The following is a 25,930-nucleotide window of genomic DNA, read 5'->3' on the forward strand; positions in this document are numbered from 1 at the left end:
GGGGTTGGGTTGAATTCCCGGTGACGGCATCATGATCGAATGCCCGCTCCTCAGCCCGCAGGAGAGATGAACGCCATGACGCACTCGCTCGTCGACACCAACGCATGGGTCCGGCGCTTCCGGCCGGCCCCGGACGCCGGAGCCCGTCTGGTGTGTTTTCCGCACGCCGGTGGCGCGGCGAGCTTCTATTTCCCCGTGGCCCGGACACTGCATCCGCGGGTGGATGTGCTCGCCGTGCAGTATCCGGGACGCCAGGAACGCCGTTCGGAAAAACCTTTCACCGACATCGGGACCCTGGCGGACCTGAGTTTCGCGGCGCTGCGGCCCGTGCTCACGGAGCGGCCCGTCCTGTTCGGGCACAGCATGGGAGCCGTCGTCGCGTTCGAGGTGGCCCGGCGGATGGAGCGCGAGGGCGGTGTCCCGCCCGCCGCACTGGTGGTGTCGGGACGGCGGGCGCCCTCGCGTCACCGGGAGGAGTCGGTCCATCTGCGCTCCGACGAGGGCGTGATCGCCGAACTGAAACTGCTGAACGGCACCGACAACTCCCTGCTGGACGACGAGGAGTTGCTGCGGATGTTCCTGCCGGCGCTGCGCGCCGACTACCGCGCCGTCGAGACCTACACGTACGTGCCCGGTCCCGCGCTCGGCTGCCCGGTCACCGTGTTCACCGGCGACCGGGATCCGCAGGTGACGATGGACGAGGCGCTGGCGTGGCGGGAGCACACCACCGGGCCGTTCGATCTGGAGGTCTTCGAGGGCGGCCACTTCTACCTCAGTTCCGATCCCGCCACGACCCTGGACCGGCTGGAGTCGGTGCTGCGCGCGCACGGCTCGGGTCCCGCGGCGTCATGACCGCCGAGGAGGGCGGGCCGATCGCGATCGTCGGCCTGGCGTGCAGGCTCCCCGGGGCGCCTTCACCGGCCGCGTTCTGGACGCTGTTGCGGGACGGCGCGAGCGCGATCACCGAGGTCCCGGACGGCCGCTGGGACCCCGCCGCCCCGGGGCTGGACCGGCCCGGCCTGCGTCACGGCGGTTTCCTCGACGACATCGACGGGTTCGACGCCGGCTTCTTCGGGATCTCGCCGCGCGAGGCCACGACGACCGACCCCCAGCAGCGGCTCATGCTGGAGCTGGCCTGGGAGGCGCTGGAGGACGCCGGGATCGTACCGGCGGAGTTGCGGGAGAGCCGTACGGCGGTGTTCGTCGGTGCGATGGCGGGCGACTTCGCCGGCCTCGTCCAGGATCCCCTCGACGTCACCCGGCACACCCTCACCGGTGTCCAGCGCGGCATCATCGCCAACCGCGTGTCCTACACGCTGGGGCTGCGCGGTCCGAGCATGACGGTGGACGCCGCGCAGGCGTCCGCGCTGGTCGCAGTGCATCTGGCGGCCGAGGCTCTGCGCAGCGGCCAGGCGGAGTGCGCGCTCGCCGGCGGGGTGAACCTCAACCTCGTCCCCGGGAGCGCCGCCGCGGTCGCCGGGTTCGGCGGGCTGTCCCCCGACGGCCGCTGCTTCACCTTCGACGCGCGGGCCAACGGCTATGTGCGGGGCGAGGGGGGCGGAGCTGTCCTGCTCAAGCCGCTGGCGCGGGCGCTGGCCGACGGCGACCGTGTGTACGCGGTGATCCGGGGCAGCGCCGTCAACAACGACGGCGCCACCGACGGGCTGACCGTGCCGAGTCCCGCCGCCCAGTCCGAGGTGATCCGGCTGGCCTGCCGTCGGGCGGGCGTGGCCCCCGAGGCGCTCCAGTACGTCGAACTGCACGGCACCGGCACCCGGGTGGGTGATCCGCTGGAAGCGGCGGGCATCGCGGGCGCGCTCGGCGACGCCGCGTCCCGGGCGCCGGTGCACGTCGGGTCGGCCAAGACGAACGTGGGCCACCTGGAGGGGGCGGCGGGCATCGTCGGCCTGCTCAAGGCGGTGCTGAGTGTGGCGCACGAGGAGATCCCCGCCAGCCTCAACTTCGAGACGCCCTCTCCCGGGATCGATCTGGACCGGCTGGGGCTGCGCGTGCGGCGCGAGCGCGGTCCGTGGCCGCGGCCCGGCGAGCCGCTGCTGGCCGGGGTGAGTTCGTTCGGGATAGGCGGGACGAACTGTCATGTCGTGCTGGGTGCCGCCCCGCACGCGCCGGCGGACGCCGTGCGGGCCGAGCCCGACACCCGTCCCGTCCTGTGGCCCCTGTCCGGCCGGACGGCCGGTGCCCTGCGCGCGCAGGCCGCGCGGCTCAGGGAGCAGTTGGCGGGCGGGTCGTGGTCCCCCGGCGATGTCGGCTGGTCGCTGGCCACCGGCCGCACGCACTTCGAGCACCGCGCGGCCGTCCTCGGCACCGGCACGGAAGCACTCCTGGACGGTCTGGACGCCGTCGCCACCGGCCGTGACGCGCCTGGTGTGTTCAGGGCGACGGCCGGTGGTCCCGGCGATGTCGTGCTGGTCTTCCCGGGCGGCAGTCCGGTGGAGACCGGAACCGTGCGCGAACTCATGTCCCTGTCAGCGGCGTTCCGCTCGGCGGTCGACGTCTGTGCCACCGCGCTCGACACCCGCACCGGCTGGTCCCTGACGGACGTCCTGGACGGGGCCCGGGGGGCGCCGCGGCCGGACCGCGACGATGTCGCCGGGCCGGTCCGGTTCGCGGTCGCCGTCGCGCTCGCCCGGCTGTGGGAGTCCCTGGGGATTCGCCCTCGGGCCGTCGTGGGCGACGCCGAGGGGGAGGTCGCCGCCGCGTATGTCGCCGGGGTGCTGACCGTCGAGGACGCCGCCCGGATCGTCACGGCCCACGCGCACGGCACGGCTCCCGGCCCGGTCACGCCCCGGCCGTCCACGATCGCGTTCCACTCGTCCGTCACCGGCGGCGTCCTGGACACGGCCGCTCTCGGCACCGCCCACTGGTCGTGCGGCCCCGGATCGTCCTCGCGGACCGACGACGCGCTCCGTGCGCTGGCCAGGACCGGGTACCGCACGTTCCTTGAGGTGAGCCCGCGGCCCGGGTGCGGCGCGGACGACCGGCGGACACTGCTGGACGGTGACGCCCCCGCGACCGTCGTCCCTGCGCCGCGGCCCGGCGAGTCGATGCGGGCCTCGCTCCTCGAAGCTGTCGCCGCACTGCATGTGCGCGGCCAAACGGTGTCCTGGCCAGAGGTGTTCGCCGCGCACAGCCCCCGGCGGGTGCCCCTTCCCACCTACGCCTTCCAACGGGAACGGCACTGGCCGTCGCGGGAGCGGCCCGCGCCCGCCGAGCCGCCGGCCGAGGAACGGCGGGGGGATCTGCTGGACCTGGTCCGGGCCCACGCGGCCGCCGTCCTCGGGCACGCCGACGCGGAGGCGGTCGACGCCGGGAAGACGTTCAAGGACCTCGGCGTCGACTCGATGCTGGCGGTCGAGCTGAGCGAACGGCTCGCCGCCGCGACCGGTCTCCCGGTCCCCGCCACCATCGTCTACGACCACCCCACACCCGCCGGGCTCGCCGTCCACCTCACGGAGCAGCGGGGAACGGGCGAGAGCTCCGGCAGCCTGCCCTTGGCGGCGACGGCGGACGGCGACCCGATCGCGATCGTGGCGATGGGCTGCCGCTACCCCGGCGGCGTCGGCTCCCCGGGCGAGCTGTGGGACCTGGTGGCCGCGGGGACCGACGCCAGCTCCGACTTCCCCGCCGACCGCGACTGGGACCTCGACGCCCTGTACGACCCCGAACCCGGCACCCCCGGCCGGACCTATGTGCGGCGCGGCGGCTTCCTCGACGGGGCCGACGGGTTCGACGCGGCGTTCTTCGGGATCAGTCCCCGGGAGGCGACCTCGATGGACCCGCAGCAGCGGGTGCTGCTGGAGGTCGCCTGGGAGACGCTGGAACGGGCCGGGATCGACCCGGGCACCCTGCGCGGCAGCGGCACCGGCGTGTTCGTGGGCGCCACGGCGCAGGAGTACGGGCCCCGGCTCCAGGACTCCTCCGAGGGCCTCGGCGGTTATCTGCTCACCGGCGGCTCACCGAGCCTGACCTCCGGGCGCATCGCCTTCACCCTGGGCCTTGAGGGGCCGGCGGTGACGATCGACACGGCCTGCTCGTCCTCGCTCGTCGCACTGCACCAGGCGGCGCAGTCGCTGCGGCAGGGCGAGTGCTCGCTGGCCCTCGCGGGCGGCGTCGCCGTGATGGCCTCCCCCGGTATGTTCGTGGAGTTCAGCCAGCAGCGCGGGCTGGCTCCCGACGGCCGGTGCAAGCCCTTCTCGGCCGCCGCGGACGGCACCGCCTGGAGCGAGGGCGCGGGACTGCTGCTGCTGGAACGGCTGTCGGACGCCGAACGAAACGGCCGTCCGGTGCTCGCGGTGCTGCGCGGCAGCGCGGTCAACCAGGACGGCGCGAGCAACGGGCTGACCGCGCCCAGCGGTCCGGCCCAGCAGCGGGTGATCCGGCAGGCGCTCGCCGCCGCCCGGCTGGACGCCGCCGACGTGGACGCGGTCGAGGCGCACGGCACCGGCACCGCGCTCGGCGACCCGATCGAGGCGCAGGCCCTCATCGCGACGTACGGGCAGGACCGGGAACGGCCGCTGTGGCTGGGGTCGCTGAAGTCCAACATCGGGCACGCGCAGGCCGCCGCCGGGGTGGGCGGCGTCATCAAGATGGTGCTGGCGATGCGGCACGGCCTGCTCCCCCGCACCCTGCACGCCGGCACGCCGTCCCCGCACGTCGACTGGTCGCGGGGGAAGGTCGCCCTGCTCGACCGGGCGACGCCGTGGCCGGAGACCGGGCGGGCGCGCAGGACGGCGGTCTCCTCGTTCGGCATCTCGGGCACCAACGCGCACGTGGTCCTCGAACAGGCTCCGGTACGCCCGCAGACATCTCGAACGGGCACGGCGCCGCTGCCGTGGCCGCTGTCGGCCAGGTCCGAGGAGGCGCTGCGCGCCCATGCGGCACGGCTCCATCGCTTCATCGGCGCGCGGCCCGGTCTGGACGCGGCCGACATCGGCTACACGCTCGCCGCGGGCCGCGCCGCGTTCGACCACCGGGCGACGGTGTTCGGCGAGAGCCGCGACGAACTGCTCGCCGGGCTGCGGGCCCTGGCCGACGGCCGCCCGTCCGAGCCGGCCGACGAGTCCGTGGGCGAGGCGGCGGGCGGCGGGACACCCGCCTTCCTGCTCACCGGCCAGGGCTCCCAGCGTCCGGGCATGGGCCGTGAACTGTACGAGACGTACCCGGCGTTCGCGGAGGCGTTCGACCAGGTCTGCGCACACATCGACCCCCATCTGGAACGTCCTCTCAGGAACGTGGTGTTCGCCGCGCCCGGCACACCCGAGGCGGCGGCCCTGCACCGGACGCAGTACACCCAGCCGGGACTGTTCGCGCTCCAGGTCGCCCTGTTCCGACTGCTGGAATCACTGGACGTCACACCCAGCCGGCTGCTCGGCCACTCGCTCGGCGAGGTGAGCGCGGCCCATCTCGCCGGGGTGTTCACGCTGTCCGACGCCTGCGTCCTCGTCGCGGCGCGGGCCCGCCTCATGCAGGAGGCACCAGCGGGCGGCGCGATGGTCTCGGTCCAGGCCGGTGAGGACGAGGTGGCCGCCTCGCTGCCGGACGGCGTATCGGTAGCGGCGGTGAACGGGCCGACGGCCACCGTCGTCTCAGGCGACGAGGACGCGGTCCTCGCCGTCGCCGCCCACTGGGAGGAACACGGCGTCAGGACGAAGCGGCTGACGGTCAGTCATGCCTTCCACTCCGCCCACATGGACGGGATGCTGGAGGAGTTCCGGCGCATCGCCGAGACGCTCACGTTCCGGCCGCCGGCGATCCCGGTCGTGTCCAACCTCACCGGCGCGGTCGCCGGACCCGAGATCGCGACAGCCGACTACTGGGTCCGGCACGTCCGCGGGGCCGTCCGGTTCGGACAGGGCGTGCAGACCCTGCGGGCCGAGGGCGTACGCACCTGTCTGGAGCTCGGGCCCAGCGGGGTGCTCTCCGCCCTGGCGCGGACCGTGCCGGCCGGGCCCGGGTCGGCCGACGCTGCCGTTCCGGTCCTGCTCCCGCTGCTGCGCCCGGGCCGCTCCGAGGCCCATACGCTCACCGCCGCCCTCGCCCGGGCCCGCGCGAGCGGGGTCAACTGGGGCGCCGCCGGGGACGTACGGATGGTGGAGCTGCCGACCTATCCGTTCGAGCGGCAGCGGTACTGGCTGCGGGCCCCTGCCCCGGCGGGCAGCGCGGCCGGACTCGGGCTCGACGACGCGGGGCACACACTGCTGTCGACCGCGACCGAACTGCCCGACGGCGGGCACCTGTTCACCGGCCGGATCTCGCTCGCGGCCCAGCCGTGGCTGGCCGACCACACGATCCTCGGCACGGTGCTGCTGCCCGGTACGGCTCTGGTGGAACTGGCGATGCACGCGGCGGGCGCGACCGGCTGCGACGAGATCGAGGAGCTGGTGCTGCACACCCCGGTCACGTTCGCCCAGGACGGCGCGGTCCTGCTGCAGCTGCTGGTCGGCGCGGCGGACGGGACGGGCCGGCGAACCGTCGTCGTCCGCTCACGCGGCCAGGACGAACCCGCGTGGACGCGCAACGCGGAGGGGACGCTCGCGGGCGCCCTAGCCGGCGCCGCCGCCGTCCCCGCGTACGGGTGAGAACGGCCGGGCGGCCTCGGGGAGTTCACCGCCGGACAGCACCGCGGCGAGCGCGTCCGCGGTCACCGCGCACAGCTGCACCCCGATGCGGAAGTGCCCGGTGGCCAGCAGCAGGTCCGGGACGGACGTGGCGCCGATCAGCGGACGGTCGTCCGGCGAGCCGGGCCGCAGCGCGGCGCTCACCTCGGCGAACGCCAGACCGGTGACCTCGGGCAGGACCGCGCGGGCCTTGCCGAGCAGTTCGGCGAGGCCGCCCGCGGTGACGGTCGTGTCGTAGCCGAGCTCCTCGTAGGTCGCGCCCACGACCAGTTCGCCGTCGGCGCGCGGCACCAGGTACACCGCGGAGCCGCCGACCAGGCCCCGGGTGGTGCGGTGGAGGAACGGCCCGTCGGAGCGCAGGCGCAGGATCTGGCCCTTGACCGGCCGGATCTGCGGGACGACACCGGGCGGCAGGCCGCCGAGCAGATGGGTCCAGCAGCCGGCCGCGAGGACGGTACGGTCGCCGGTCACGGTGCCGCCGCCGGCGAGCCGTACGCCGGTGGCGCGGCCCTCGATCAGCACATCGGTGACCCGGTCGGTGACGAGCGTGCCGCCGAGCCGCTCGATCGCGGCCAGCAGCGCCGCGGTCAGCCGCCGGGGGTCGACCGCCCCGTCGTCGGGGGCGAGGAGACCGCCGCGCACCGACGGGGCGAACCGCGGTTCGTACGCGCGGCACTCCTCGGCGGTGAGGGCCTCGGTCCTGATGCCGTGCGCCTTGTGGAAACGGTGCGCGCGGTCGAGGTCCGCGACGGCCACCGTGTCGAGGGCGACGTCCAGGACGCCGTCGCGGCGGTGTCCGGTGGACCGGCCGGACACCTCCTCCAGTTCGGCGACGAACGAGGGATAGCGGTCGCGGGAGGCCAGGTACAGACGCCGGAGGGGTTCGTCGTCGTAGAGCTGTTCGTTGGCGGGCGGGAGCATGCCCGCCGACGCGTACGACGCCCGGCTCGCGGGCTCGGGGTCCACGACGGTGACGGCCAGTCCCTGGGCGAGCGCCCGCCACGCCGTGGCGAGGCCGATCACTCCGCCGCCGACGATCACTATGTGCATGTCCGGTCCCTTCGTCGGGTGGACGGCCCGTCAGGCGAGCCGCCGCGCGAGATGCCCGGCCAGTTCGGCGGGGCTCGGGTGGTCGAAGGACAGGGTGACCGGCAGGCGCAGTCCGGTCGCGGTCGCCAGCCGACGGTTCAGTTCCAGGTTGGTGAGCGAGTCCAGGCCGATCTCACGGAACTCCAGGCCGGGGTCCACCCCGTCGGGGGCCTGGTGGCCGAGGACGGCGGCGACCTCCGCGCGCACGAACTCCAGGACGGCGGCATCGCGTTCGGCCGCGGGCAGTCCCGCGAGCCGCTCGCGCAGCGCCTCGGCCTCGGCGGGCCGCCCGGCCGGGGTCCCGCCGGACGCGGGGGCGGCCAGGTCCCGGAGCAGTTCGGGAAGGGAGCCGGCGCCTTGGCGCAGCGCCTCGTCGTCCAGCCGCAGGGGGGCGAGCGCGGGCTCCGTCCGGGAGACCGCCGCGTCCAGCAGGGCCAGCCCCTGGGCGGCGGTGAGGGGCGCGAGGCCGTTGCGGCGCATCCGGGCGAGGTCGGCGGTGCCGAGTTCCGCGCCCATGCCGTCCGCCCACAGGCCCCAGGCGAGCGAGACACCGGGGAGACCGATGGCGCGGCGGCGGTGCGCGAGGGCGTCCAGGAAGGTGTTGGCGGCGGCGTAGGCGGCCTGTCCCGCGCTGCCGATCAGCCCGGACACCGACGAGAACAGGATCAGGTCGCAGCGGGTCAGCTCGTGCAGGTTCAGCGCCGCGTTGATCTTGGGGCGCAGTACGCGTTCGACCTTGCGCGGGGTGAGTTCGGCGACGGTGCCGTCGTCGACGGCGCCCGCGGCGTGCACGACGGTGGTGAGCGGATGCCGGTCGGGCACGCTCGCCAGGACGCGCTCCAGGGCCGCGCGGTCGGCCGCGTCGCAGGCCACGACCCGTACATCCGCTCCCAGTTCCGTCAGTTCCGCCACCAGGTCGCCGGCCCCCGGGGTGGCGGGGCCCCGGCGGCCGAGCAGCATGAGGCGGCGGACACCGTGGCGGCGTACGAGGTGACGGGCCACCAGGGCGCCCAGGGCGCCGAGCCCGCCGGTGACCAGGACGGTCCCCCCGGTGTCGGGGCGGCGACCGGGGGTCCCGGCCGGGCAGCGGGCCAGGCGCGGACGCGACAGGCCGCCGTCGCGGACGGCGAACTGGGGCTCCCCGGCCTCCACGCCGGACACCAGGGCGGCGCCGAAGGACTCGACGTCGTCCACGTCCACCAGGTGGAATCTGCCGGGGTGTTCGGACTGGGCGGCGCGCACCAGGCCCCACACGGCGGCCCCGGCGAGATCGGGCACGTCCTCCCCGGTACGCGCCGCGACGGCACCCCGGGTGACGAGGACCAGGCGGGCGTCGCCGAGCCGTTCGTCGTCGAGCCACTCCTGCACCAGGACGAGCGCCCGCTGTGTCGCGGCACGCGCCTCGGCGCTCTCGTCGGTGCAGGAGACCACGACGACGTGTGGAACGGTGTCGCCGTCGCGCAGACCGGCGTCCAGGTCGCGCAGCGAGGGGTAGCTGCCGGGCTGCCGGCCGGCGGCCTTCAGGGCGCCGGTCACACCGAGGTGGTCGGTGCCGAGGAAGGCCCAGTCGGCTGCCGTCGCGGTGTCGTCGGACGGCACCCGCACGGTGTTCCAGGTGACGCGCAGGAGGGTGCCGCCCTGGCCCTCGTGGTCGAGCTGCTCGGCGGTGACCGGGCGGAACGCGAGCGAGCGGACCGCGGCGACCTCCCGCCCCTCGGTGTCGGTGAGGGTCAGCGACACCGCGTCGTCCCCGTTCGGCGCCAGACGCAGCCGGACGTCGCGGGCGCCGGAGTTCCGTATCCGCACCCCGCGCCAGATGAACGGCAGCAGCAGGGCGTCCCGGCGGTCCCCGGACGGCAGCAGCGCTCCGTGCAGGGCGCCGTCGAAGAGGGCGGGGTGCAGCAGGTAGGAGGAGGCGGCGCCGGTCGCGCCGTCCAGCGTGATGTCGGCGAAGACCTCCTCGCCCCGCCGCCAGGCCGCGCGCAGCCCGCGGAACGCGGGACCGTACTGGTATCCGCGTTCGGCGAGCAGGGTGTACAGGTCGTCGGTGCGCACCGGGACGGCCCCGGCGGGCGGCCAGGGTCCGGCTGCGGAGGGGACGTGGTCGGCCGGGTCGTTCATCGCATCTCCCGCGTGCTGGTCAGGGACCGCTCTGCGGCGGATTGAGGATCGCGACGGTGACCTCGCCGTGGCTGTCGCCGCCCAGGTCGTCCCAGTAACGGCACTTGGTGCGGATCACCACGAGGGCGTCGCGGATGTCGCTGCCGTCCCACTCGGCGACGTCGGCTATCTCGATCTCGCCGTGGAACAGCCGGGCGCCCATCTGCCGGCGGAACGTGCTGCGGAAGTCGGTGATGAGGATGTCGCCGAGCTGGCGGGCCCAGAAGTCGTCCATCGTCCAGCGCGCGAAGGGTTCCAGCACGCTCTCCCGGACGGATTTCGCGATGAGGTAATAGAACATCTGGTTGTAACAGATGTTGAACTCGACCGAGTTGAAGTGTCCGGTGTCGTCGATGTAGCACGACTCGGGGATCTGGAAGGTGCAGGCGGCGCGGACCCTGTGCTGGCCGTCGGGGCCGCCGTCCACGCCGACCACGGCCGTCTTCAGGTATTCGCAGTTCTTCGCCCGGTAGGGGCGCAGCACCTGGGCCAGCAGATCCTCGTCGGTGGGGTGGCGCACCCCCGGGTCGGCCGTGCGGTCCATCGTTTCCGCCATTGCCGGTCTCTCCCTCTCCAGGTCGTTCCGTGCGGGGTGTTCCGTGCGGGGCGTGTTGCTCAGGTCGGTGTCGTGCGGCGGGCGGCCCGGAGCAGGTCCTCGACGCCCATGCCCCTGATCTCCTCGGCCCGGTCGTCGTGGTGGTCCGGCGCCGGCCGGGGCGGCGGGGTGGTCCCGGATTCCGGCGGGCCGGTCTCCGTGAGCCGCAGCAGGGTGTCCAGCAGCCCGGACTCGCGCAGCCGGGCGAGCGGGATGGTGGCGAGTGCCGACCGGACCGAGTCCTCGTCCGGGGCGGGCCGTGCCCCCTCGGGGAGCAGTTCGGACAGCAGGAACCCCGCCAGTGCGGCGGGGGTGGGGTGGTCGAAGGTGAGGGTCGCGGACAGCCGCAGCCCGGACGCGGCACCGAGCCGGTTGCGGAGTTCGATCGAGGCGAGCGAGTCGAGTCCGAGCGCCGTGAACGGGGCCCCGGGGTCGATGGCGGAGGGATCGTCGTGCCGGACGGCCGCGACCTCGGCGCGGACCAGGTCGAGCAACAGCGACCGCCGCTCGTCGTCGCCCGCGAGAGCGGCGAGCCGCTGTTCGAGGGAGGGTCCCGCGGCGGCGGGACGGGCGTGTCCCGCCGCCGCGGGAGGTACGAGGCCGCGCAGCAGCGCCGGCAGGTCGTCACGGGCGGCCCGCAGTGCCGCCGTGTCGAGCCGGATCGGCACCGGCAGTGTCTCGCGGGCCGCCAGCGCGTCGTCGAACAGCGCCAGCCCCTCGGCCGGTGACAGGGGCGGGACTCCCGAGGCGCGGACGCGTCCGCGGTCGGCCTCGCCGAGGCGCCCGCCCATCCCGGCGCTCTCGTCCCACAGCCCCCATGCGAGGGATGCCGCGGGCAGGCCGAGCGAGCGACGGTGTACGGCGAGTGCGTCCAGGAAGGTGTTGGCGGCGGCGTAGTTGCCCTGGCCGGCGCCCATCATCAGGCCGCTGACCGAGGAGAACAGCACGAACGCCGACAGGTCCGCCTCCCGCGTCAGTTCGTGCAGGTGCCAGGCGGCGTCGGCCTTGGCGCGCAGTACGCCGTCCAGCCGGGCCGGGGTCAGCGAGCCGACGAGTCCGTCGTCCAGGACGCCCGCCAGGTGCAGCACCGCGGTGAGGGGCCGGTCCGCCGGGATCGCGGTCAGGAGGGCGGCCAGCGCTTCGCGGTCGGCGGTGTCGCAGGCTGCCACCTCGATCTCGGCGCCCAGCCCGGTCAGTTCGGCGGCCAGGGCGGTGGCGCCCGGCGCCGCCGGGCCTCGGCGTCCGGCCAGCAGCAGGTGCCGGACGCCGTGTTCGACGACCAGGTGGCGGGCGAGGTGGCCGCCGAGCCCGCCGGTCCCGCCGGTGATCAGGACGGTGCCGTCGGGGTTCCAGACCGTCGGGGCCGTGGGTCCGGCGGCCTTCACCAGCCGGGGCACCAGAACCCTGCCGTCGCGTACCGCGATCTCGGGTTCGGTGACGGGCAGCGGCGGTGCCGTGCGTCCGGCGCCGTCCAGGTCCAGCAGGACGAACCGGCCGGGGTTCTCCGTCTGCGCGGCCCGGACCAGGCCCCATACCGGTGCCTGCCGTACATCGATGCGGCCGTCGCCGGTGTCCACCCCGCCTGCGGCGCCCTGGGCGCCGCCGGTCACGACGGCCAGCCGGGAGTCGGCGAACCGCTCGTCGGCGAGCCAGCCCCGCAGGACCTCCAGGACCGCGGTCGTGGTCGCGCGCACACCGAGGGGGACGTCACCGTCGTCGGAGGGCACCGGGCAGGGGAACAGCACGAGTGGGGGCACGGGTGCCGTCGCGTCCGCCAACGCGGTGAGATCGGCGTACCGGGGTGCGTCGTCGCACCAGGGGGCGAGCGGTCCGATCCGGCCGGTGCCCACGACGGCGAGCCGGTCGGCGGTCCCGGCGGGGCCGGGCGGCAGTGGGGTCCAGCCGACGCGGAACAGCGGGCCGCGCCGGGTGTTCGTGAGGCGGTCCGCCGACAGGGGCCGGGTGACAAGGGACTTCACGGTCGCCACCGGTCGGCCGGAGGCGTCGGCGAGCAGGATCGACATGCCGCCGCCGTCCGTGGCCCGGCGGCTGAGCACGCGTACGGCGGACGCGCCCGCGGTGTGCAGCGTCACGCCTTCCCAGGAGAAGGGGACGCTCGTCGCGCCGTCGTCGTCCAGGGCGTCCGCGTGCAGCGCCGCGTCCAGCAGGGCGGGATGCAGACCGAACCGCGCCGCGTCGTCGCGGGCCGTGTCCGGCAGGGCGATGTCGGCGAAGACCTCGTCGCCGCGGCGCCACGCGGCCCGCAGGCCCCGGAAGGCCGGGCCGTAGCCGTACCCGCGGGCCGCGAGCAGTTCGTAGGCGTCGGTGACGTCCAGGGGGTCGGCCCCGGCGGGCGGCCAGACGGTGAGGTCGAAGGCCGGCTCCTCGGCTTCGGCCCCCAGTACACCGGTGGCGTGCCGGGTCCAGGGCAGGCCGGGCTCGCCCTCGGGGCGCGAGTGGACGGCGACCGTGCGGGCGCGGGTGCCGTCCGGCTCGTCCACGCCGACCCTCAGGGCCACGGCGCCCCGGTCGGGCAGCACGAGCGGTGCCTCCAGCGTGAGTTCGGTGAGCGTGCCGCAGCCGACGTGGGCGCCCGCCGTGAGGACCAGGTCCACGAAGGCGGTCCCGGGCAGCAGCACCGAGCCCAGCACGGCGTGGTCGGCCGGCCAGGCCTGGACGTCCGCCGACAGACGGCCGGTGAGGACGACCCGGCCCGAGCCCGGGGTGTCCAGCGCGGCGCGCAGGATCGGATGGTCGACCGGCTCCAGCCCGGCGAGGCCGGCGTCGCCGGGGGCGGGATCACCCGCGTCGAGCCAGAAGCGGCGCCGCTGGAACGCGTACGTCGGGAGGTCGATCGAGGTGTCACGGGGCCGCCCCGCGAAGAAGGCGTCCCAATCCACGTGCGCGCCTCGGGCGTGGGCGGCGGCCACACCGGACACGAGCTCGTGCTCCTCGGGCCGGTCGCGGCGCAGCAGCGGTACGAACGCGATGCCGCTGCCACTGTTGCTGTTGCTGTTGCTGTTGCTGTTGCTGTTGCTGTCTGAGTCGACGCACTCCCTGCCCATCGCCGACAGGACCGCGTCGGGGCCGGTCTCGACGAACGTGGTCACGCCGAGGTCCGACAGGAACCGGACACCGTCGGCGAACCGGACCGGTGCCCGGACGTGGCGCACCCAGTGGTCGGCCGAGCCCTGGTCGGTGATACCGCCGGTCAGGTTGGACACGACCGGGATGTGCGGACGGTGGTAGGTGAGGGTCTCGGCGACGCGGCGGAAGTCGTCCAGCATCGGTTCCATCAGCGGGGAGTGGAACGCGTGGGAGACCCGGAGGCGGGTGGTCCGCACACCGTCGGCGGCGAGCCGGGCGGCCGTGTCGAGCACCGCGTCCGTCTCGCCCGAGATCACCACCGAGGAGGGGCCGTTGACCGCCGCGATCGCCACGGCGTCGTTCAGCAGGGGTGCGACCTCGGCCTCGGCGGCCCGGACCGCGACCATGGCCCCGGTGCGCGGCAGTGCCTGCATCAGCCGGCCGCGCGCCGCGACCAGCGTCGTGGCGTCCGGCAGCGACAGCACGCCCGCGACGTGCGCCGCCGCGATCTCGCCGATCGAGTGACCGAGCAGGTAGTCGGGCCGCACGCCCCAGGATTCCAGCAGCCGGAACAGCGCGACCTCTACCGCGAAGAGTCCAGCCTGCGTCCAGACGGTCTCGTCGAGCAGCCGGGGTCCGTCCCCCCGTACGGGTACGTCGAGTTCGGGTCCGTCGAATTCGAGTTCGTCCCGTACGGGTTCGGCCCACAGCACCTCGCGCAGGGGGCGTTCCAGGTGCTTGTCCAGCAGGGCGGTGACCGCGTCGAACGCCTCGGCGAACGCGGCGAACCGCTCGTACAACTCCCTTCCCATGCCGGGCCGTTGCGCGCCCTGTCCGGTGAACAGGAAGGCGAGGCCGCCGCCGACCGCCGGTCCCGGGAGCACGCCGGGCGGCGGGTCCTGCGCGAGAAGGGCGTCCAGTTCGCGTGCCAGGTCCTCGTGGCCGGAGCCGACGAGGACCGCGCGGTGGTCCAGGGCGGCTCGGGAGGTCGCCAGTGCGTGGCCGACGGCGGCCGGGTCCCGGGTACCGAGGTCGTCCAGTCGCTCACGCAGCCGGACGGCCTGGGCCCGCAGGGCCTCCGGTGTGCTGCCCGCGAGCACCCACGGGACCGTACCGCCCGTGGCGGGCGCGGGTCCGGGGTCCGGCTGCGGGGTGGGCTCGGCCGCTTCGATGATGACGTGCGCGTTCGTGCCACTGATCCCGAACGAGGAGATCCCCGCCCGCCGCGGACGACCCTCCACCTCCGGCCACTCCCGCGCCTCCGTCAGCAACTCCACCCGCCCCGCCGACCAGTCCACCTGCGGAGAAGGCGCGTCCACATGCAACGTACGCGGCAGCACACCGTGCTCCATCGCCTTGACCATCTTGATGATCCCCGCGACACCCGCCGCCGCCTGCGCATGCCCGATGTTCGACTTCACCGACCCCAACCACAACGGGCTGTCCTGCGGACGGTCCTGCCCGTACGTCGCCAAGAGCGCCTGCGCCTCGATCGGATCCCCCAGCGTCGTCCCCGTACCGTGCCCCTCGACCACATCCACCTGGCCCGACGACACCTGCGCACTCGCCAACGCCTGCACGATGACCCGCTGCTGCGACGGACCGTTCGGAGCCGTCAACCCGTTCGACGCACCATCCTGATTCACCGCCGAACCACGCACCACCGCCAACACCGGATGACCACGGCGCCGAGCATCCGACAACCGCTCCACCAACAACACCCCGACACCCTCACCCCACCCCGTACCATCCGCCGCAGCCGCATACGACCGACACCGACCATCACGCGACAAACCACGCTGGAGACTGAAGTCCACGAACGTGTCAGGGGTGGCCATCACGGTCACGCCGCCAGCCAGTGCCAGGGAGCACTCGCCGCGCCGCAGCGACTGCATGGCCCAGTGCAGGGCCACCAGCGAGGACGAGCACGCGGTGTCCACGCTCACCGCAGGGCCTTCCAGGCCGAGCGTGTAGGCGACGCGTCCGGTGGCGACGCTGCTCGCGCTGCCGTTGCCGAGGTAGCCGGCAAGGTCCTCGGGCACCTTCGCCAGCCGGGTCGCCCAGTCGTGGTACATGATCCCGGCGAACACACCGGTCGTGGTGCCGCGTACCGACAGCGGATCGATGCCGGCGCGTTCCAGCGCCTCCCACGACGTCTCCAGCAGCAGCCGCTGCTGCGGATCCATCGCAAGGGCCTCGCGGGGGCTGATCCCGAAGAGGCCGGCGTCGAAGTCGGCGGCGTCGTGCAGGAATCCGCCCTCGCGGATGTAGCTCTTGCCCGGCCTGCCCGGCTCGGGGTCGTAGAGGTCCGCCACGTGCCAGCCGCGGTCCTCGGGGAAGGCCGAGACACCGTCCCGGCCCTCGGCCACCAGCCGCCACAGGTCCTCCGGGGACTCCACGCCTCCGGGGTAGCGGCAGGCCATCGCGACGATCGCGATCGGGTCGTCCCCGGAACCGGGATCGGAGCCCGAGCCGGTGATCGCGGCGGGCTGCGGTACGGCAGGGGTCGTACGTGTGCCGGACGCCCTGGCCCGGACGTGGGCGGCGAGAGCGGCGGGGTTCGGGTAGTCGAAGACCAGGGTCGACGGCAGCCTCAGACCGGTCGCCGCGTTGAGCCCGTTGCGCAGCTCCACCGCGGCCAGCGAGTCGAAGCCGATCTCGCTGAAGGCCCGGCGCGGCTCGATCGCGTCCGCGCCGTCGTGCCCGAGCACCTGGGCGACCCGGGTGCGGACCAGATCCAGGACGACGCGGTCGCGTTCGGCTTCGGGCAGCGCGGCCAGTCGGGCCGTGAGGGACGCTCCGCCCGCGGACGGGGCGCTCGCGGAGGCGGTGCGGCGCAGCGGGCCGCGGACCAGGCCGCGCAGGACCGACGGTACGCCGTCGGTGCGGTCCCGCAGCGCGGCGGCGTCCACCCTGACGGGGACCGCCACGGCCTGCCCCGCGGTCAGGGCCAGGTCGAACAGGGCGAGGTTCTCGGCGGGCGTGAGGGCGACCAGGCCGGAGCGGCCCGCCCGGCGCAGGGCGGCCTCGTCGAGCCGGGCGCCCATGCCGTCTCCGGACCACAGCCCCCAGGCCAGTGATGTCGCGGGCAGACCGGCGGCACGGCGGTGTTCGGCGAGCGCGTCGAGGAAGACGTTCGCGGCGGCGTAGTTGCCCTGTCCGGGGCCGTCCATGATGCCCGCCACGGAGGAGTACAGCACGAACGCCGACAGGTTCAGGTCCCGGGTCAGCTCGTGGAGGTGCCAGGCCGCGTCCGCCTTGGGACGCAGCACCTCGTCGATCCGCTCGGGGGTGAGTGAGCCGATCAGGCCGTCGGCGACCACGCCCGCGGTGTGCACGACGCCCGACAGGGGGTGTTCCGCGGGGATCGTGGCCAGCAGGGCCGTCAGCGCCTGCCGGTCCGAGGCGTCGCAGGCGGCCACGGTGACGGAGGCGCCGAGTTCCGTCAGTTCCGCGGCGAGGTCGGCGGCACCGGGCGCGTCCGTGCCCCGGCGGCCGGCCAGCAGCAGGTGCCGGACGCCGTGTTCGACGACCAGGTGGCGGGCGAGGTGGCCGCCGAGTCCGCCGGTGCCTCCGGTGATGAGCACCGTGCCCGTGGAGTCCCAGGGAGTGTCGGGAGCGGTGTCGGGGGCGGGGACCTCGGCCAGGCGGGGGACGAGGACCGTGTCGCCGCGGACCGCGACCTGAGGTTCGCCGGTGGCCAGCGCTCCGCGCAGCCCTTGCGCGGTGTCGGCGCCCGCGCCGGCTCCGGTGGGGGTGCCTGTGCCTGTGCCTGAGCCTGTGTCGGCGTCTGTGCCTGTGCCTGTGCCTGTGTCGGCGTCTGTCCCGGTGCCTGCTCCTGTGCCTGCGCCGAGGTCCGCGAGGACGAACCGGCCGGGCTGCTCGGCCTGGGCCGAGCGGGTCAGGCCCCACAGGGGGGCGCTGCCGGGATCGGGGGTCTCCCCCGGTCCTGCGGCCACCGCGCCCCTGGTGACGATCACCAGCCGGGAGGAGGCCAGTTGCTCCTCGGCCTGCCAGCGCTGGAGCAGATCGAGGAGGCGGTGGGTCGCGGCCCGCGCGGCGCGGTGGGGTTCGCCCCGCGTCGGCGGGAACGGGACCAGCACCGCTTCGGGCACGGCCGCGCCGGACGCGATGGCCGTGCGCAGGGCGTCTAGGTCGGCGTGCACCGTGGCGTCCGGTCCGAACTCCTCCGTGCCGAGCGCGGCCCAGCCGCTTCGCGCCGGAGCCGTGTGCGCGGGCGCGGGTTCCCAGCGCAGCCGGAGCAGCGACGGACTCGGCGCCGTACCGGTGAGGCCTTCGACGGGGACGGGGCGTTCCACGATGGAGGCCACCGACGCGACGGGGGCGCCGGAGGTGTCGGTGATCTCCAGGGACACCCCTTCGGGGCCCGCCGGGGAGATCCGTACACGCAGGTCCGTGGCGCCGGAGGCGTGCAGGGTGACACCGGTCCAGACGAACGGGAGCCAGACCTCCTCGCTCCCCCGGACGCGGTCCCCCACGAGGTCGGCAGGGCGCAGTGCCGAGTCCAGGAGCGCCGGGTGCAGTCCGTACCGTCCGGCCCGGGTGCGGGCCTCCTCGGGCAGCCGGACGTCGGCGAACACCTCGGCCCCGCGGCGCCACGCCGCGCGCAGGTTCCGGAACATGGGGCCGAACCCGTAGGCGGGGCCCGCCTGGTTCAGCAAGTCCACGTCGACGGGCTCGGCGTCCGGCGGGGGCCACTGGGCCGTGGCGGGCATCGGCGGCGTCGGGTCCGCGGGGTCGGGCGGTGCCAGGACCGCGCTCGCGTGCCGTGTCCAGGGTCCGTCGCCCTCCGGACGGGCGTGGACGTCGGCGGAGCGGCGGCCCGAGGCGTCGGGCCGGCCGACGACGACCTGCACGTTCACGCCGCCCTCGGCCGGCAGTGCCAGCGGCACCTCCAGCGTGAGTTCCTCCACGGTGGCGCAGCCGACCTCGTCGCCGGCCCGGATCACCATGTCGACGAACGCGGTTCCCGGCAGCAGTACGGTGCCGGCGATGACGTGGTCGGCGAGCCAGGGCTGGGAGCGCACCGAAAGCCGTCCGGACAGCACTGTCCCGCCGGTGTCCGCGAGGCCGATCGCCGTGTCCAGCAGCGGATGGCCGGTGCCGTCCCGTCCCGCCGGCGCCGGGGTGTCGTCCAGCCAGTAGCGGCGCCGCTGGAACGGGTAGGTCGGCAGGTCCACGCGCCGTGTGCCGCGTCCGGCGAAGAAGTCCTCCCAGTTCACGGCGGTGCCCCGGGTGTGGGCGAGGGCCACCGCCGTGACCAGTTCGCGTTCCTCCGGCCGCCCGGCCCGCAGAGCGGGCACGAAAGCCGCGTCGGTGTCGTCGCCGAGGCAGTCGGGGCCCATCGACGACAGCACGGCGTCGGGGCCGAGTTCGAGGAACGTGGTGACGCCCTCGGACTCCATCCAGCGGACGCCGTCGTGGAACCGGACCGCCTCGCGGACGTGCCGCACCCAGTAGTCGGCGTCGGGTACGACAGGCCGTCCCGTCAGGTTCGACACGATCGGGATCCGCGGCGGTTCGTGGTCCATGACCTGGGCGATACGCCGGAACTCCTTGAGCATCGGTTCCATGAGCGGCGAGTGGAAGGCGTGCGAGACCCGCAGCCGTCGGGTCCTGCGCCCTTCTGCGGCGAAGCGGTCCGCGATCAGCGTCACCGCGTCCTCGTCGCCGGACACCACGACGGACGCGGGTCCGTTCACGGCGGCGATCCCGGCGTTGCCGGTGAGGCGCGGCAGGACGTCCTCCTCGGAGGCGCCCAGCGCGACCATGGCGCCGCCCCGCGGCAGTTCCTGCATGAGGCGGCCGCGGGCGGCGACGAGCAGTGCGGCGTCCTCCAGGGACAGCGCGCCGGCCACATGGGCCGCGGTGAGTTCGCCGACCGAGTGGCCGGCGACGTGGTCGGGGACGATGCCCCAGGACTCCACGAGCCGGAACAGCGCCACCTCGACCGCGAACAGGCCGGGCTGGGCGTAGGCGGTCTGCTGGAGGAGTGCGGCGCGGGCCGGGTCGGTGGCGAACAGTACGTCGAGCAGCGGCAGGTCGAGCTGTACGTCCAGATGGGCGGCGGCCTCGTCCAGGGCCTGCGCGAACACCGGGAACGTGTCGTACAACTGCCTGCCCATGTCGGGGCGTTGGCTGCCCTGGCCGGTGAACAGGATCGCGGTACGGGGGTCGGTGACCGGGCCGAGGGACGGCGGTCCGCCGTCGGCGAGGGCGGTCAGGGCACGCAGCGCCTCCTCGCGGTCGGTGGCGACGACTGCCGCGCGGTGGCCGAGGGCGGCCCGGGTCGTGGCCGCGGAGTACGCGACGTCGGCCAGGGACGGGGCGTCGGGCGCGTCCAGCAGCGACCTCAGCCGCTCCGCCTGGGCGCGCAGGGCGGGTTCGCCGCGCGCCGACAGCACGAGGGGTGTCACCCGGGCGGCGACGGGCTCGGCCTTCACCCCGTCGGGGCGGTGGGCGTCGGGGGTGCCGGGATCGAGGGCGTCGGGCGCGGGTGCCTGTTCGATGATCACGTGGGCGTTGGTGCCGCTCGCGCCGAACGAGGAGACACCCGCGCGGCGCGGCTCCTCGCCCGACTCCCACGGCACCGGACCGGTCAGCAGCCGTACGGTGCCCGCCGACCAGTCGACGTGCGGGGACGGGGTGTCCACGTGCAGCGTCGGCGGCAGAGTTCCGTGCCGCATCGCCATGATCATCTTTATCAGTCCGGCGGCCCCGGCGGCGGCGCCCGTGTGCCCGATGTTCGATTTGACCGATCCGAGCCACAGGGGCCGGTCGGCCGTGTGGTGGCGCCCGTAGGCGGCGATCAGGGCACGTGCCTCGATCGGGTCGCCGAGGCGGGTGCCGGTGCCGTGCGCCTCGACGGCGTCGACCTGCCCCGCGGTCACCCCCGCGTCGGCCAGCGCGCGGTGGACGACCCGCTGCTGCGCGAGCCCGTTCGGCGCGGTCAGGCCGTTGCTCGCGCCGTCCTGGTTGATCGCGCTGCCGCGCACCACCGCGAGCACGGGGTGCCCGGCGCGGCGCGCGTCCGACAGCCGCGCCAGGACGAACACGCCGGAGCCCTCGGCGAAGCCGGTGCCGTCCGCGGCGGCGGCGAAGGCCTTGCAGCGGCCGTCCGGGGCGAGGCCACGCTGCCTGCTGAACATGGTGAACGTCCCGGGGCTCGACATCACCGTCACACCGCCGGCCAGGGCGAGTTCGCACTCGCCGCCGCGCAGCGACCGCACCGCCAGGTGCAGCGCGGTGAGCGACCCCGAGCAGGCGGTGTCCACGGTCAGCGTCGGCCCCTCAAGCCCGAGGGTGTAGGCGACGCGGCCGGACACCACGCTGGGCAGGTTGCCGAGCATCAGGTGCCCGTCCAGGCCGTCGGGCGCCTGATGGGTCTTCGGGCCGTACTCGTGCGGCTCCACGCCGATGAACACGCCCGCCTCGGTGCCGCGCAGCCGGACGGGGTCGATGCCGGCCCGTTCCAGCGCCTCCCAGCAGGTTTCCAGCAGCAGCCGCTGCTGCGGGTCCATCGCCAGGGCCTCCTTGGGGCTGATGCCGAAGAAGGCCGCGTCGAAGTCGGCGGCGGCGTCGAGGAATCCGCCCTGCCGGACGTAGCTGGTACGGGGGACGTCCGGGTCGGGGTCGTAGAGGGCGTCCAGGTCCCAGCCCCGGTCGGCCGGGAAGCCGGAGATCACATGGGTGCCGTCCGCGACGAGCCGCCACAGGTCCTCGGGCGAGGCCACGCCGCCCGGGAAGCGGCACCCGATCCCGATGACGGCGATCGGCTCGTCGGCGTCGCCGGCCGGCCGCGCCGGGGCGGCCGGCCGCGCGGCGGGGAGCCCCAGTGCCTCGGCGCGCAGGTACTCGGCCAGTTCGACCGGGCTCGGGTAATCGAATCCGATGGTCACCGGCAGGGGGAGACCGGTCGCCGCCGTCAGCTTGGAATGCAATTCGACCAGGCCGAGGGAATCGATTCCGATATCCCGGAAGGGCCGTTCCGCGTCGATTCTCTCCGACGCATGCGAATCGGCCCTCCGCAGTACGGCGAGCGTTTGTGCACGCACCAGTTCGAGCAGCAGGTGAAGCTGCTCCGAGGCCGATCCGGCGGCCGTCAGGGCGGCGAATTCCCCGCCGTCCCGGCCACCGGTTTCACCGAATTCACTCATGCGCGCACTCCACGATCGTGACACCGTTCGCCGACGTCTTCCACGGCCCCGTGACGCGGGGTCAGGCCGCCTTCCAGGCCTGTGCCGTCTCCTCGGCGAACTCGGTGAAGGAGCGCGGCGGACGACCGAGCAGCTTGGTGACGGCCTCGATGTCCTCGGCCGCGGCGACGTAGCCGTTGTGGTCGTAGTGCTCGTACATCAGCCACAGGTCGCGGGCGAGGTGCTGCGGCATCATCTGGTTGAGGATCAGCGAGCAGGACTCCAGGTCACCGCCGACATAGGCGATCTCGACGCCGAGCACGCGCTTCCAGGTGTCGGTGACGAACTGCCCGGTGACGGGCTCGGGGCCGGTGACGGTGTACGTGCGGCCCTCGTGGCCGGGCGAGGTGAGGACGACGGCGGCCACCTCGGCGACATCGCGGACGTCCACCCGGGACACGCCGATCTCGCCGAGCGGGATGCCGTACACGCCCATGAGCAGCATGTCCTTGGCCCCGATGTCGTTCTGCATCAGCTCGCTGCGGCGCAGGATCGTGTAGGGGACGCCGGACGCCTTGAGCGCCTTCTCCACGGCGACCTTCACACCGCAGTGCGGCGGGGTGAACAGGTTCTCCAGGTCCTGGATGGAGACGTACACCACGTGTCCGACGCCGCTGCGCCTGGCGGCGTCCACCGCGAGGAGCCCCTGGTAGGTCTCGGCCTCGCCGACGGGCAGGTTGAGGAACACCGCGTCGGCGGCGGCGAACTCCTCCAGCAGCAGCTTGTGGTCCAGCAGGTCGCCGACGACTCCGCGTACGCCCTCGGGGAGCGCCTCGGCGTTCTCGGCGCTGCGGGTCAGCACCGAGACCTCGACGTCACGGGACCGCAGCTCGCTCACCAGAGCCGTCCCCACGACGCCCGTTCCAGCAGTGACGAAAACCTTCATCTCATTTCTCCGTGTCTTGTCCGCGTTCGGAAATGGGAAATGTGGCATCACAGTCGGCCACGGGAAAGAGCGAGGCATGCCCCGCGAAGCCAAGTGGCGGGAATACGGCGGGAATTGGTTGAGCCAATGCACCGTTCGCGCCGAACGCTACCCGGGGGCCCGACGGCCACCAACCCTTATCGGCCCCTAAAGGACGGCGGGGTGGTGAGCCGCGCGGCCAGCACCGCCCTGTCGACTTTGCCGTTCTCGGTGACGGGCAGTTCCTCCAGGACCTGGAGTTCCTGCGGGACCATGTAGTCGGGCAGCGCCTCCGCGCAGTGGGCGCGCAGTTCCCTGCGGCCGGGCTCGGGGATGCCGCGTTCCATGACGGCGAAGGCGCACAGCACCGGGTCGGCCCCGGAGCCCGGCACCACCATGGCCACCGCGTCGGCGATGCCGGGGAAGTCCATGAGCCGGCGCCGTACCTCGGCGAGTTCGACGCGGTTGCCGCGGATCTGGACCTGCGAGTCGGCGCGGGAGCGGAAGTACATCGCCCCGTCCGGCCCCTGGTGCGCCAGATCGCCGGTGCGGAACACGATCTGGCCCGAGGCCGGGTTCAGCGGGTCGGGCACGAGCGCCGCCCGCGTGGCGTCGGGGTCGTTCCAGTAGCCGCTGAACAGCGAGGGGCCGCGGAGGTACATCTCCCCGACGACACCGGGACGGGTGACCGGCCGGCCGCGTTCGTCGGCGAGCATCAGCTCGGCCCCCGGATGAGCGAAGCCGATCGACAGCCGTTCCAGATCCTCGGGCAGGGGGTTCGGCACGTCGGTGAACGAGCACGCCATCGACTCGGTGGCGCCGTAGCAGTTGATGATCCGCGTCGACGGCGACAGGGCCTGGAAACGGCGCAGTTCGGCCAGCGGGAACTCCTCGCCGCAGAAGAGCACTCCCCGCAGGCCGAGTTCGGCCAGCGCGTCCGGTTCGGTGCGCAGCACGGGCCGCCAGATCGACGGCACCCCGTGCACATGGGTCGCGCCCGCGTCACGGAGGAAGCCGAGGAACCGCCGCGGCCAGCGCAGCCGGTCGCGGGGCACCGCGACCACGGTCGCCCCGGCGCCGAGCGCCATGCCGATGTCGAGCAGGGAGAAGTCGAACTGGAGCGGTGACGTGGTGGCGACGCGGTCGTCCGGTGCGATGAGGCCGAGCCCGAGGACCGCGCGGAAGAAAGCGGTGTTGGCCCGGTGGCTCATGACGACGCCCTTGGGGCGGCCGGTCGTGCCGGAGGTGAAGATGATGTACGCCGGGTCCGTGGGGACGACTTCGCGCCGGTGCCGGATCCTGGGCTGCGGAGCACGTCCGACGGTCAGCCCGTCGGGGCCGAACCGGGCGGTGCCGACCTCGGGCGGGATGCCGTCGCGGCCCCCGCGCTCGGTCTGCAGGTACAGGGCGGGGCGCGCGCTGTCGATGATCGACAGCAGCCGTTTGGTCGGGGTCTCGGGGCTCACCGGCACGAACGGCAGGCCGAGCAGGCAGCAGGCCAGGTACAGCGCGATCGCCGACGCCGAGGTGTCGGACTCCAGGACCACCCGGTCTCCGACGTCCAGGCCCAGGTCGGCGAGCGCGTCCTCGTAGGTCTCGACCCGTTCCCGCAACTGCGCGTAGCTGGTCGTCGCGACACCGTCGCCGGTGTCCGCGAGCTCGATCACGGCGGGTTTGTCGGGCGTGGCCTCGCAGGCTCCCATCAGGTAGCGATAAAGGTTGTCGACCGTGTTCCGTACACGGGCCGGCCGTTTTTTGTTCACACTCATCCGGGCCACCTCTACTGGCGAGCAAAGCGCGCGAATCGGCGATTTAGAGGCTTCCCTACCATGGCGCGATCGGGCCGTACAAGGCGCGCCGGACAGCAGCCCCTCGCTTAGGGGGTATTAGGGGTACTGCCGATGCGGGGGTGACGTGCAGACTTGGGAATCCACCCTACCAACGGCAGTTCCTACATTCGAGGAGAGAAAGACATATGGATACCGGCCTCCGTACGGAAGCCGCGATGATCTTTCCCGCAATCAGTCCGGCGAGTTTCTCGAATGTCGGGAAGTTCATGCTCATGAATCCGGCCGCCCGCCGCCTTTCGGCCGAGGCGGACGAGGTGCTCGGATACTCACTCCTCGACCGCTTCCGTGCCGCCGAAGGCGATTACGAGGAATCCGCACGGATAGCGTTCCTGGTGAACTGTCTGGCCATGGCGGAATGGGCGACCGGGACACTCGGGGCGAAACCGGTGGTCTACGCCGGGCCGAGCTTCGGCGGGACGCCCGCCGCGGTGCACTCGGGCGCGCTCGACTTCTCCGAGGCGGTGCGGCTGACCGCCCTGACGGGCCGGCGCATCGAGGAGTACTTCACGCGTGAGTACCGCGACGTGGTCACCCAGTCGTTCGCCCGCACCCCCGAGGACCGGCTGGCGGAGCTGCTGAGCGAGCTGGACGACCGGGGCGACTGGTACGACGTCTCCTGCTACGTCGACCACGACTTCTACATGCTCTCGGTGCGTGAGCACCGCCTGGGCTGGCTGAACGAGCGGCTGCGCGCGCTGGGCGGGCTGCCCCTGTCCACGATGCGCCCGCCCATGCACTCCAGCGCCTTCCGCGCCCTTCGCCAGACGCTGGAGAGCGAGGTGTACGCGGACGCCGACTTCGGCGACCCGGCGCTTCCGGTGGTGTCGGACCACGACGGTTCGCTGCTGCGGTCGGGCGGGGAGCTGCGCACGCTGCTGCTGGACGCGGCGGTGCGGCCGGTGCGGTGGCCGGTCGTGATGCGGACCCTGCGGGACCTCGGCGTCGGCACGCTCCATGTGTGCGGCCCCGACAATCTGTGGGGGCGGGTGCGGTGCGTGACCGACCATTTCGAGGTCGTGGCACTCAAACCGGAGGTGGCCATGCGGCCGCGCCGCCGGGACGTCGCCGTATGATCATCGCGAAGGTCGCCGATGAAAAAGGCGCACGCATCCCGTCGGCGTTACGGACGGGTATTTCAGGCGGCCGTTTCCCGCATCCGGGAGAGGGTCGACCACAGCGTGCCGGGCGTGGCGAAGTTGGCCATGTCGAGCGCATCGTCCACGAACCGCACCTGGAACGTGCTCTCCAGCGACGCCAGCAGTTCGACCGCGCCCATGGAATCCAGGCCGAAATCACGCAGACTGCTGTCCCCGGCCAGCGAGTCGCCTGCCGAGAGAAAAGGCAGCCGTTGCCGCAGAATCTCCTCGAACCGAGAATCCCACATATTCACT

9 protein-coding genes and 1 pseudogene are annotated in these 25,930 nt (G+C 73.8%); 3 read left to right on the forward strand and 7 right to left on the reverse strand.

The features are described 5' to 3' along the window. Positions 1-75 precede the first annotated feature (75 nt). Positions 76-852, forward strand: coding sequence for a thioesterase II family protein (locus J8N05_RS27920; protein WP_210890437.1), 777 nt, complete (start codon positions 76-78; stop codon positions 850-852). Next, positions 849-6,581, forward strand: a pseudogene (locus tag J8N05_RS27925) (type I polyketide synthase); the annotation flags it as partial. The gene J8N05_RS27920 and the pseudogene J8N05_RS27925, both read left to right, overlap by 4 nt. Here J8N05_RS27925 and thiO read toward each other — a convergent pair. The 6 genes from thiO to J8N05_RS27955 form a co-directional block, all read right to left on the reverse strand. Next, positions 6,564-7,688, reverse strand: a complete 1,125-nt coding sequence (gene thiO / locus J8N05_RS27930) for a glycine oxidase ThiO (protein ID WP_210887496.1) — start codon at positions 7,686-7,688, stop codon at positions 6,564-6,566. The pseudogene J8N05_RS27925 and the gene thiO overlap by 18 nt on opposite strands. A 30-nt stretch (positions 7,689-7,718) precedes the next feature. Beyond that, positions 7,719-9,848, reverse strand: a complete 2,130-nt coding sequence (locus J8N05_RS27935) for a type I polyketide synthase (protein WP_210887499.1) — start codon at positions 9,846-9,848, stop codon at positions 7,719-7,721. Positions 9,849-9,867: 19 nt separating this feature from the next. Then, complete coding sequence (locus J8N05_RS27940) at positions 9,868-10,443, reverse strand: FcoT family thioesterase (protein ID WP_247706524.1); 576 nt, start codon at positions 10,441-10,443, stop codon at positions 9,868-9,870. A 59-nt stretch (positions 10,444-10,502) separates the two neighbouring features. Continuing rightward, positions 10,503-21,770 carry a type I polyketide synthase gene (locus J8N05_RS27945; RefSeq protein WP_407699937.1) on the reverse strand — a complete coding sequence of 3,756 codons (11,268 nt, stop codon included), beginning with the start codon at positions 21,768-21,770 and terminating at the stop codon, positions 10,503-10,505. 37 nt (positions 21,771-21,807) lie between these two features. After that, on the reverse strand, positions 21,808-22,671 hold the full coding sequence (locus J8N05_RS27950; RefSeq protein ID WP_210887506.1) for an SDR family oxidoreductase: 864 nt from the start codon (positions 22,669-22,671) through the stop codon (positions 21,808-21,810). A 176-nt stretch (positions 22,672-22,847) separates the two neighbouring features. After that, on the reverse strand, positions 22,848-24,458 hold the full coding sequence (locus J8N05_RS27955; RefSeq protein ID WP_247706525.1) for an AMP-binding protein: 1,611 nt from the start codon (positions 24,456-24,458) through the stop codon (positions 22,848-22,850). A gap of 206 nt (positions 24,459-24,664) precedes the next feature. Here J8N05_RS27955 and J8N05_RS27960 point away from each other — a divergent pair, with 206 nt between their 5' ends. Continuing rightward, positions 24,665-25,612 carry an ACP S-malonyltransferase gene (locus J8N05_RS27960; protein ID WP_247706526.1) on the forward strand — a complete coding sequence of 316 codons (948 nt, stop codon included), beginning with the start codon at positions 24,665-24,667 and terminating at the stop codon, positions 25,610-25,612. Positions 25,613-25,674: 62 nt separating this feature from the next. On the opposite strand, the gene J8N05_RS27965 is transcribed toward J8N05_RS27960, so the two are convergent. Beyond that, positions 25,675-25,923 (reverse strand): acyl carrier protein, encoded by a 249-nt coding sequence (locus J8N05_RS27965; protein WP_210887509.1) that lies wholly within the window; start codon positions 25,921-25,923, stop codon positions 25,675-25,677. Between the last annotated feature and the right edge of the window lie 7 nt (positions 25,924-25,930).

This window comes from Streptomyces liliiviolaceus (assembly GCF_018070025.1).
GTDB lineage: Bacteria > Actinomycetota > Actinomycetes > Streptomycetales > Streptomycetaceae > Streptomyces > Streptomyces liliiviolaceus.